This window comes from Micromonospora sp. DSM 43699 (assembly GCF_055517075.1).
In genome coordinates this window covers 1-9,767 of sequence record NZ_JBTMMT010000119.1, presented here as the reverse complement: position 1 = coordinate 9,767, position 9,767 = coordinate 1, and the positions used below count along the sequence as shown (strand labels likewise).

10 protein-coding genes and 1 other RNA gene are annotated in these 9,767 nt (G+C 70.5%); 3 read left to right on the top strand and 8 right to left on the bottom strand.

What is annotated here, in order from left to right:
* Nucleotides 1-77: 77 nt before the first annotated feature.
* The 7 genes from ssrA to pruA all read right to left on the bottom strand — a co-directional run bounded on the left by ssrA (nt 78) and on the right by pruA (nt 6,428).
* Nucleotides 78-453: a transfer-messenger RNA gene (gene ssrA / locus AC0AIB_RS30530) on the bottom strand.
* 104 nt (nt 454-557) lie between these two features.
* Nucleotides 558-1,037, bottom strand: coding sequence for an SsrA-binding protein SmpB (smpB, locus tag AC0AIB_RS30525; protein WP_328339829.1), 480 nt, complete (start codon nt 1,035-1,037; stop codon nt 558-560).
* A gap of 137 nt (nt 1,038-1,174) precedes the next feature.
* Nucleotides 1,175-2,050, bottom strand: a complete 876-nt coding sequence (gene ftsX, locus AC0AIB_RS30520; RefSeq protein WP_328339831.1) for a permease-like cell division protein FtsX — start codon at nt 2,048-2,050, stop codon at nt 1,175-1,177.
* Between the two features lie 70 nt (nt 2,051-2,120).
* A complete protein-coding gene (gene ftsE / locus AC0AIB_RS30515; protein ID WP_030331491.1) occupies nt 2,121-2,801 on the bottom strand; it encodes a cell division ATP-binding protein FtsE in 681 nt (226 codons plus the stop codon).
* 118 nt (nt 2,802-2,919) lie between these two features.
* Complete coding sequence (prfB, locus tag AC0AIB_RS30510; RefSeq protein ID WP_328339834.1) at nt 2,920-4,041, bottom strand: peptide chain release factor 2; 1,122 nt, start codon at nt 4,039-4,041, stop codon at nt 2,920-2,922.
* 64 nt (nt 4,042-4,105) lie between these two features.
* A complete protein-coding gene (locus tag AC0AIB_RS30505; RefSeq protein ID WP_091248492.1) occupies nt 4,106-4,621 on the bottom strand; it encodes a PadR family transcriptional regulator in 516 nt (171 codons plus the stop codon).
* Nucleotides 4,622-4,799: 178 nt separating this feature from the next.
* Nucleotides 4,800-6,428: an L-glutamate gamma-semialdehyde dehydrogenase gene (gene pruA / locus AC0AIB_RS30500; RefSeq protein WP_465097997.1), complete on the bottom strand. Its 1,629-nt coding sequence runs from the start codon at nt 6,426-6,428 to the stop codon at nt 4,800-4,802.
* 386 nt (nt 6,429-6,814) lie between these two features.
* Between pruA and AC0AIB_RS30495 the strand changes: the two genes are divergently transcribed.
* Nucleotides 6,815-7,798: a hypothetical protein gene (locus tag AC0AIB_RS30495; RefSeq protein WP_465097996.1), complete on the top strand. Its 984-nt coding sequence runs from the start codon at nt 6,815-6,817 to the stop codon at nt 7,796-7,798.
* 81 nt (nt 7,799-7,879) lie between these two features.
* On the opposite strand, the gene AC0AIB_RS30490 is transcribed toward AC0AIB_RS30495, so the two are convergent.
* The gene (locus tag AC0AIB_RS30490) at nt 7,880-8,389 is read right to left on the bottom strand and encodes a DUF6912 family protein (RefSeq protein WP_328339843.1); all 510 of its coding nucleotides are present in this window, start codon (nt 8,387-8,389) and stop codon (nt 7,880-7,882) included.
* A gap of 436 nt (nt 8,390-8,825) precedes the next feature.
* Here AC0AIB_RS30490 and AC0AIB_RS30485 point away from each other — a divergent pair, with 436 nt between their 5' ends.
* Complete coding sequence (locus AC0AIB_RS30485) at nt 8,826-9,053, top strand: helix-turn-helix domain-containing protein (protein WP_067306191.1); 228 nt, start codon at nt 8,826-8,828, stop codon at nt 9,051-9,053.
* A gap of 102 nt (nt 9,054-9,155) precedes the next feature.
* Nucleotides 9,156-9,737 (top strand): Rv3235 family protein, encoded by a 582-nt coding sequence (locus tag AC0AIB_RS30480; RefSeq protein WP_328339849.1) that lies wholly within the window; start codon nt 9,156-9,158, stop codon nt 9,735-9,737.
* The last annotated feature ends 30 nt before the right edge of the window (nt 9,738-9,767 follow it).

Sequence of the window (9,767 nt, the reverse complement as noted above, 5' to 3'; positions counted from 1 at the left end):
GCCCGGGAGTGCGGGGGCGGGTGGGTCAGGGAGGAATGGCGATGCGCCCCGGTCCTTGGGGACCGGGGCGCATCGTGTGGTGGAGGTGCCGGGAATCGAACCCGGGTCCTTCGCCGGTTTGTCAGGGCTTCTCCGAGCGCAGCTCGCTATGCCTCTACTCGGCCCCACCGCTCACGCGAGCAAGTTGGTGTGACGGGCCCAGTCGCTGATTGATCTCGCCGCACGGACCCCGCGACCGGGTCCGGTTGGCCAGCCTCCTAACTGATGCCGGCTATTGGGACGAAGGCGTTCCCAGGCCGACAGACTCAGCTACTCGCCTCAGGCGGCGAGAGCGAAGTCAGCGCGATTTTGCTTGGCGCTTATAGTTTTCCGACGACCGATTCTCGAGACGACGTCGGCTTCCTCGGCTCGCTTCCCCTGTCGCTGCGTACGAAGTCGAAACCAGTCACCCCCTCGACGGGCCGCCGATGTGGCGGCACTGACAAGACTAACGCCTACCGCAACGGGTTTCATCCCGAGCCCCGGGTCGGCGCGTCCAGCCCGACAAACGGGACGAATCAGTCGTCCATTCCCTTGCCCCGCCGGCCCGAGACCCGGGCGATCTCCCGGTCGGCGTCCCGCTTGGCGAGGTCCTGCCGCTTGTCGTACGACTTCTTGCCCTTGGCCAGGGCGATCTCCACCTTGGCCCAGCCGTCGGAGAAGTAGACCTGCAACGGGACCATGGTCAGGCCGCCCTCGCGGGTCTTGCCGACCAGCTTGTCGATCTCCAGCCGCTTCAGCAGCAGCTTGCGGGTACGCCGGGGCTCGTGGTTGGTCCAGGTGCCCTGGGTGTACTCCGGGATGTGCATGCCGTGCAGGAACAGCTCGCCGTCGCGCTCCTGGGCGAAGGCGTCGACAAGCGAGGCCCGCCCCGCCCGCAGCGACTTCACCTCGGTGCCGGTCAACGCCATGCCCGCCTCGTACGTGTCGAGGATGGCATAGTCGTGGCGGGCCTTCCTGTTGGAGGCGACCACCTTGCGGCCCTTTTCCCGTGGCATCCGGCGCACCCCCTTCCTGGTCCACGCACCGGCCGTCCGGCCGGCGAGCGGGGATCATGCTACCCGAACGACAAGGACCCTTCCGCGCCGTTTGTTCCCGGCGCGGAAGGGTCCTCACGGAACACCCCTTGCGGTGACTAGACCCGCAGGTAGAAGCGGAGCGTGACCCAGGCGGTGGCGGCGCTGATCAGACCACCGACGCCGGCCATCAGCGGGAACATCAGGAAGATGTCCGACCACTGGATCGGCGAGAGCAGCCCCTCGAGCGCCTTCAACGAGCCGCTGAACAGCAACTGCTTCGCACCGATCAGCGCGACCAGGCCCAGCAACGAGCCGATCAGGCCGGCGACCACCGCCTCCAGCACGAACGGCGCCTGGATGAACCAGTTCGACGCGCCGACCAGCTTCATGACCGCGACCTCACGCCGCTTGCTGTAGGCGGCCACCTGGATGGTGTTCGCCACCAGCAGCAGCGCGGCGATGGCCATCACCACCGCGGCGGCCAGCGCGATGTTCTGGATCGCGGTGAGCACGTTGAAGATCTTGTCGAGCAGCCGGCTCTGGTCGACGATCACGTCGACCCCCTCGGTGCCCTGGTACTGGTCGTAGATGTTCTTGTACTGCTCCGGGTTGACCAGCTTCAGCCGGAACGACTCGGGCAGCAGGTCCGGCTTCACGGCGTTCACCAGGTCGGGCGCGTCCTGGTACATCTCCTTGAAGGTCTTGTACGCCTCGTCCTTGTTGACGTAGAGGACCTCCTTGACCAGGGGATCGCCCTTCAACTTGGCGTCGAGGTCGGTGCGCTGCTGCTCGGTGACGTCGGTCTTCAGGAAGATCGAGACTTCGACGTTCTTGTAGTAGAGATCCTTCATGTCGCCGACCTGTTTGTACATCAGGCCACTGGCGCCGAGCATGGTCAGCGAGACCGCCATCGTGATGATCATCGCGACGGTCATGGTGACGTTGCGCCACAGTCCGACCAGTACCTCGGACAGGACGTACTTCATCCGCATCGGGTGTTCCTCCGGCTCTCCGGCGTGAGGTGTTCGTCGTCAGGTCGTACGGCAGGGGTGGAGCGCCGGCTCACCCGTAGACGCCGCGGGCCTGGTCGCGCACGATCCGGCCGCTCTCGATCTCGACGACCCGGCGGCGCATCTGGTTGACGATGTTGGAGTCGTGCGTGACCATCACGACGGTCGTGCCGGTGCGGTTGATCCGGTCCAGCAGGCGCATGATCTCGATCGAGGTGTCCGGGTCCAGGTTTCCGGTCGGCTCGTCGGCCAGCAGGATCAGTGGACGGTTCACGAACGCCCGCGCGACCGCTACCCGCTGCTGCTCACCACCGGAGAGCTCGTGCGGGTAGCGGTGCTCCTTGCCACCGAGACCGACCAACTCCAGCACCTCGGGCACGACCCGGCGGGCCACCGCCTTGGTCTTGCCGATCACCTCCAGGGCGAACGCCACGTTCTCGTAGGCGGTGCGGTTCGGCAGCAGCCGGAAGTCCTGGAAGACACAGCCGATGGAACGCCGGAAGTGGGGTCGCTTCCAGGAACGCATCGAGGTGACGTCCTTGCCGTTGACGACGACCCGGCCCTTGTTGGGGGCGACCTCGTGCAGCAGCATTTTGATGATCGTGGACTTCCCGGAGCCCGATGGCCCGATGAAGAAGACGAACTCGCCCTTCTCGATCGAGACGGACACGTTGTCGAGCGAAGGCCGGGACGCCTTCGGGTACGTCTTCGTCACTTGCTCAAGCTGAATCACGGGTCGTGAGTCTACGCGGTGTAACCGCAGAGCCAAGTGCCACGCCCCGCCGATGCGAGGCGCGTCGTCGATTCACCCGGTCAACCCGGCATCGATGACGCGCCCCGTCCACGATCGATCACGCAGCGTCGTTGGCGAGCTGCTGCTGTTTGCGCCAGCGGATACCGGCTTCGATGAAGCTGTCCAGCTCGCCGTCGAAGACCGAGGACGGATTGCCGGTCTCCTGCTCGGTTCGCAGATCCTTCACCATCTGATAAGGGTGCAGCACGTACGAGCGCATCTGGTCGCCCCAGGAGCTGGTGCTCCCGGTCTTCAGACCGGCCAGCTTCGCCTCCTCCTCCTGCCGCTTTCGCTCCAGCAGCCGGGACTGGAGCACCCGCATCGCGGAGGCCTTGTTCTGGAGCTGGGACTTCTCGTTCTGGCAGGTCACCACGATGCCGGTGGGGATGTGGGTGAGCCGCACCGCCGAGTCGGTGGTGTTGACGCTCTGCCCACCCGGGCCGGACGACCGGTAGACGTCCACCCGTACCTCGTTCTCCGGGATGTCGATGTGGTCGGTCTGCTCGGTGACCGGCAGCACCTCGACCCCGGCGAAACTGGTCTGCCGACGGCCCTGGTTGTCGAACGGGCTGATCCGGACCAGCCGGTGGGTGCCCGACTCGACGCTGAGCGTGCCGTAGGCGTACGGGACCTTCACGGTGAAGGTGGCGGACTTGAGGCCGGCCTCCTCGGCGTACGAGGTCTCGTAGACCTCCGTCGGGTAGCCGTGCCGCTCGGCCCAGCGCAGGTACATCCGCAGCAGCATCTCGGCGAAGTCGGCGGCGTCCACCCCGCCCGCGCCCGCCCGGATGGCGACAAGCGCCTCCCGGGAGTCGTACTCGCCGGAGAGCAGGGTGCGGACCTCCATCTCCTGGATGGCCCGGGTCAGCCCGGCGATCTCCGACTCGACCTCGCCGAGCACCCCGGAGTCTGCCTCGTCCTCGGCCAGCTCCAGCAGCACCCGGGCGTCGTCCAGCCCGGACCGCAGGCTGCCCAGCTTGCTGATCTCGCCGTTGACGTACGACAGCTGCGAGGTCACCTGCTGTGCCCGGGCCTGGTCGTCCCAGAGATCCGGCGCGGACGCCTGCTCCTCCAGCCGGGCCTTCTCCTCCCGCAGGCGGTCGAGGTCGAGCACCGACTCGATGTTGCGCAGGGTCGCGTCGAGTTCCTTGAGTTGTTCGGCGTAATCGGCAGCGGTCACGACAGACAAGGGTACTGTGCGTGCGGCGGTCCGCTCACTGCACACCACCTACCAGGGCGGATGATCAGCCGACCGGGGCGGTCTTGAGCCAGGACAGCGCGGCCTTGTGGTAGGCGACGGCGAACTCCAGCGCGCTGGCGTCGTACTCGTCGCCCTCCTTCTTGGCGGTCTTGACCTGCTCCCGGACGTACGCGAGGGCCTCGGTGTGGTATTCGTTGGCCGAGGTGTAGAGGTTCTTGAGCTGACTGGCCGAGTGCAGGTTGCCGAACGCGATCCGCAGGGCGATCGGGTTGCGGATGGTGTCCCGGCCGGGGTTCTCCGCCAGCCAGCGGGAGAAGGTCCGCTTCCCGGACGCGGTTATCGCGTAGGGTTGGCTCATCCGCGGCCCGGGCTTGCCCAGCCGCACGAAACCACGCTCCGCCAGCACCGGCAACTCACGGTAGACCTGACTGCGTGTCATAGACCAGTACGGCGCCAGTCGGCGCTCAGCGGCGGCCATCAGCTGGCCGCCTGTCATCGGGCCCTCATGCAACAACCCCAGCAGGGCCGCCGCAGTGGGGTTGACTCCGGAATCCGCCATGCCCTCTAAGCTGCCACTTTGCGGTCCCGGCGTCCAGGATTTCCGGATTTGCCACCCGGGAGGATTTCCAATGTGCACTGTCGGCCGGCGACAGTGCTCCCAGGACCACCGTCGGTCACCCCGCGCGGCGGCGTGGCCGGCGGTGACCTGGGGCGCGGCACCGCCGGCCGACGCCGGTTCAGCCCATGTGCGGGTACGTGTGGTCGGTCGGCGGCACGAACGTCTCCTTGATGGTCCGGGGTGACATCCAGCGGACCAGGTTGTGCCACGACCCGGCCTTGTCGTTGGTGCCGCTGGCCCGCGCGCCGCCGAAGGGCTGCTGCCCGACCACCGCGCCGGTCGGCTTGTCGTTGATGTAGAAGTTGCCGGCCGCGTACCGCATCTTCTCGGCGACCGCGTCGACCACCCGGCGGTCGGTGGCGAAGATCGACCCGGTCAGCGCGTACGGGGCGATCGACTCGGCCTGGGCGACCACGTCGTCGAACCGGGCGTCGTCGAAGACGTGCACGCCGAGGATCGGGCCGAAGTACTCGGTGGTGAACGTCTCGTGTGCCAGGTCGGCGCACTCGAACAGGGTCGGCCGCACGAACCACCCGACCGAGTCGTCGGCGGTGCCCCCGGCCAGCACCCGGCAGCTGTCGTCCCCGGCGATCAGCTCCAGCGCGGCGGTGTGCCGGGCGTACGCCCGGGCGTCGATCACCGCACCGCCGAAGTTGCCGAAGTCGGTCACGTCGCCGTAGGTCAGCGAGTCGGCGGTGGCGGCCAGCCGGTCCCGCAGCCCACCCTCCCAGAGCGACCGGGGGACGTACGCCCGCGAGGCGGCCGAACACTTCTGGCCCTGGTATTCGTAGGCGCCCCGGAGCAGCGCGGTGTGCAGGGCGTCGACGTCGGCGCTGGAGTGCGCCACGACGAAGTCCTTGCCGCCGGTCTCGCCGACCAGCCGGGGGTAACCCCGGTAGCCGGCGATGTTCTCGCCGACGGTGCGCCACAGCTGCTGGAACACCCTGGTCGAGCCGGTGAAGTGGATGCCGGCCAGGTCGGGGTCGGCGAGCACCACGTCGGAGACCTCCTCGCCCCGCCCGGTGATCATGTTGATCACGCCGGGGGGCAGCCCGGCCGCCTCGAACAGCCGCATGGTGAAGTGCGCCGCGAACTGCTGGGTCGGGCCCGGCTTCCAGACCACGGTGTTGCCGAGCAGAGCCGGCGCCGAGGGCAGGTTGCCGGCGATCGCGGTGAAGTTGAACGGGGTCACCGCGTAGACGAAACCTTCGAGCGGACGGTGGTCGAACCGGTTCCACACCCCCGGCGACGAGTTCGGCTGGGCCGCCAGCAACTCGCGGGCGAAGTGCACGTTGAACCGGAGGAAGTCGATGAACTCGCAGGCCGAGTCGATCTCCGCCTGGACGGCGGTCTTGGACTGGCCGAGCATGGTGGCCGCGTTGAGGGTGTCCCGCCACGGGCCGGCGAGCAGCTCGGCGGCGCGCAGGAAGATCGCGGCCCGCTCCTCGAACGGGAGCGCCCGCCACATCGGCGCGGCGTCCTTGGCGGCCTGCACCGCAGCACGGGCGTCGTCGTGGGTGGCGTGGCCGGTGACCCCGAGAACGTGCGCGTGCCGGTGCGGCTGGACCACGTCGATCGGGTCGCCACCGGCCATCCGCCGGGTGCCCGCGATGGTCATCGGCAGGTCGATCCGCTCGGCGGCCAGCTCGGTCAGCCGTCGCTGGAGCCGCTCCCGGTCGGCGCTGCCCGGCTCGTAGGTGCGTACCGGCTCGTTGTGCGGCTCGGGTACGGAGAAGACGGCGTCCATCACAGGCTCCTGGGCGATCTCGACAGCGGCGGCGAAATCGGCCCCGCAGGCGTCGACCGGACGGCCGGACGCCGGACGCCACGCGGCGTACCTGGCGCGGCGGCGGGACCTGGCGACGATTCTCCCACGCCCGTCCCGGTCGACTCACGCCCCGCCCGGCCTGCGCCGTGGATAGCGAGGCACAATCGCCCATCCGGCGACGATTCCCTTCGGAACGCGTCGGTGGGCCGACGAAAAGCAGGGTCGCCGGTTCGGGCGGCCGAGGCCGACCGGGCCGGTCGGGAGCGCCCACGCCCAGCCCGGGTCGACCCGGCCCGCCCGCGTACGCTGGTTGGCGAGAAGGGCCCGTCCCGGTGCCGGGGTGGCGCGGTGTCGAGAGGGAGACGATGAGCAACCAGCCCGGCAGTTCGACGGCCGCGTCCATCGACCCGCCGACCGACGAGCCGGCCGGGCGGACGGGCTACGCCCCCGGCACGCCGGTGCTGGCGCTGCTGGCGGTCGGCTGGCTGGCCGCGATGCTGTGGTCCACCCGGGAGGCGATCCACTCGGCGGCGGTCGGCCTCACCGCGATCACCCTCTCCGCCTTCGCCCTGCCCGGGGTGATCTCCGCCGCACTGGTCGCCGGTGCGGCCGTCGCGCTGGCCGCGAGCGAGCTGACCGCCCGCCGGCTCGGCGACCGCGCCTCGCTGCGCTTCGCGGCGGCGATCGGCGCCGGCATGCTGCTCGGGCTGGGCACCGCCCTGGCCATCAACCTGACGTACGCCGACAACGCCACCACCAACACCATCGCCGGCACCAGCGCGGCGGCGGCAATCATCGGTGGGGCGCTCGCCGGAGCCCGTACCCCGGGACCGGTCGGCGCGGCGGTCACCGCCGCGCTCGGCACCCTGCTCTTCGTGGTGCTCTTCAGCCAGGCCCGCGACCCGCTGTTCGACCTGTTCGGCGCCGACGACTCCCAGGCGTCGCTGGTCGGGGCGGCGAAGTGGGTCTCCCGCACCGAGTCGCTGCTCGCCGGGCTGCTCGCCGGGCTGCTCGCCTTCGGCTACCTCACCTGGGCCCGCCGCCGGGCGATCCGGCACGCCCCCGACGCCCCGGCCCCGCGCTGGCCCGCCTACCTGGTCGCCGGGGGCGGCCCCGGCCTGCTCCTGCTGCTCACCGAGGTGATCATCCGGGTCGGCGGCCGGACCCTGCTGGACCTGGCCGGCGCGTTGAGCGAGGCGGACGCGGTGGCCCAGACCAGCATGGGCACCTCGCGGGTCGACAACGGCATCTGGGTGCTCTTCGTCGGCGCACTGACCGCGGTCGTCCTCTTCGGCCGCACCCTCGGCCCGACCCCCCGCGACGACGTCCCCGAGCCCGCCGAGGACTGATCCCGGCCGTCACCCGGCGTCCCACCGCCGCCAGGCACCACTCCCGTCCCGCCGGCCGGCGGGCCCGCTTCGGCGGGAGGGTCAGGAGGCGGTGCGGAGCAGCAGTTCCCACTCGGAGGGGGCGTACCACTCCAACTCGTGGTCCTCGGCCCCGTCGACGGTGAACTGGGCGTCCGGGTCACCGTCGAGCGCCTCGACCACCACGTCGACGGCGGCGGCCACGTCCTCGACCGCGTCGGTCCCGTCCACGTGCAAGGCGGCCACCGCCGACGCCGGCACCGGCCCGTCGAGCTCCACCACGCTGGAGCCCAGCTCGCCGTCGCCCCGACCGACGGCGGTCGCGGGCAGGTCCACCGAGACCACCACCCGACGGCGGGGCGCGGCCGAATCCTCCCGCAGCAGTTGCAGGGCGTCCTGGGCGGCCCGGGTGAAGGCGACGTACTCCAGCTCCTCCTCGTCGCCCTCGGCGTACCACTCCCGCAGCATGGGGGTGACCGCGTGCCCGCCGCTGGCCGGCAGTCCCCGCTCGCGCAGCAGGGCCAGCATCGGCACGGTCGCCGGCACGTACACCCGGACCAACTCGTCGCCCACCATCGTCTCCCCTGTCCGTTACGGTCCCACCCGGCCGTGCTCGCCGGGCCTCTCGACCCGGGCCCACGCCGGCTCGTGACGGCCCTCGCCGTCCGGGAGGGACCATGGAAACCCCGAAGGCCGATCATGCCGTACGCCGAGACCGTCATACACCGCGCACCGCCCCGGGGGAAGCCGCCGCACCGACGGACGACACCACCCTGCGCCCGGGGGACCGCTCCACACGGACGGGCACCGACGGCCGGGGCCGGTCGGGTCAGAGCCGCTCGGTCAGAGCCGGTCCGCCGGTCCGAACCGGTGGGTCGGTCGGAGCCGGTCGGTCAGAGCCGGTCGGTCGGGGACCTGACAGTGAGGCCTGGCCGGCAGGGTCCGGTGCTGGGCGGGGAAGGCAGTCGGTGGCAAACTGAGCCCAACGACGCCAAGCCGAGGGGTTTCCGTGGAGCCGAGGTTTCTCCTGCTCTCCGACGTGGCCGCCGAGCTGAACGTGTCGGACTCGCAGGTCTACCACATGGTACGCAGCGGCGAGCTGCCCGCCATCAAGATCGGCGGACGGGGTCAGTGGCGGGTCGAGCGCGCCCGGCTGGAGGAGTACATCCAGCTCAAGTACGCCGAGACTGCCGAGTGGGTACGCGGCAACCCGCTCACCGACCGCGACCCGGAGTGATCACGCCAACCCGCTGAGCCATTGACCCCGCGCGTTGCCATGCCCGACAATCGACGCTGTCGGAAGCAAACGTAGGCAAACGTAGAGAACGAGGGGGCAGCGATGGCCGACTCCCGCCGTCCGGGGCCGACCCGACCGCCGATCCGGTTGCGCCCCGCCCCCGTCGCCGATCCGCCCTACGTCGACGAGGTGCCTGATCTGTGGCCCCGGCCAGCCGGCCAACTCGCCCTCGACCTGTTCGGTACGGGACAACCGCCCGTCGGCCGCCCGGCCAGCAGGCGACCCGACCCCCGGCCCCGCCCCGGGCATCCGGCCGCCCCGCCACCGCCACCGCCCGCCACCGCCACTCCCGAGGCGACCCGCGCGGCCCACCGGTTCGTCGGCACCTGCCTGGAGATCCTCAACGGCTACCGGCCCCCCGGCCAGATCCGGGCCCTGGTCGAGCCGGGCTCCACCGTCGAGGTGACCGAACAACTCGCCCGCGCCGCCTCCCGCACGCCGCCGGTGCGTCGGCGCTCCACCCGGCCCGCCGTACACCTACGCCGGCTGCGGGTGTGTGAGCCACGAGCCGCAGCGGTCGAGGTGGCCGCCGTGGTCACCGCCGGCGGTCGCACCTGGGCAATGGCGCTCCGCCTGGAACACCGCCGGGGCCGCTGGCTCTGCACCACCCTCCAGGTCATCTGACCCCGCCCCCCACCCCGCCCCGCGCCCCGC

What these genes read in the sequence shown, in the direction of transcription:
- smpB (WP_328339829.1), bottom strand. Translation starts at nt 1,037, where the DNA reads ATGCCACGGGAAAAGGGCCGCAAGGTGGTCGCCTCCAACAGGAAGGCC.
- ftsX (WP_328339831.1), bottom strand. Translation starts at nt 2,050, where the DNA reads ATGCGGATGAAGTACGTCCTGTCCGAGGTACTGGTCGGACTGTGGCGC.
- AC0AIB_RS30505 (WP_091248492.1), bottom strand. Translation starts at nt 4,621, where the DNA reads ATGGCGGATTCCGGAGTCAACCCCACTGCGGCGGCCCTGCTGGGGTTG.
- pruA (WP_465097997.1), bottom strand. Translation starts at nt 6,428, where the DNA reads ATGGACGCCGTCTTCTCCGTACCCGAGCCGCACAACGAGCCGGTACGC.
- AC0AIB_RS30495 (WP_465097996.1), top strand. Translation starts at nt 6,815, where the DNA reads ATGAGCAACCAGCCCGGCAGTTCGACGGCCGCGTCCATCGACCCGCCG.
- AC0AIB_RS30480 (WP_328339849.1), top strand. Translation starts at nt 9,156, where the DNA reads ATGGCCGACTCCCGCCGTCCGGGGCCGACCCGACCGCCGATCCGGTTG.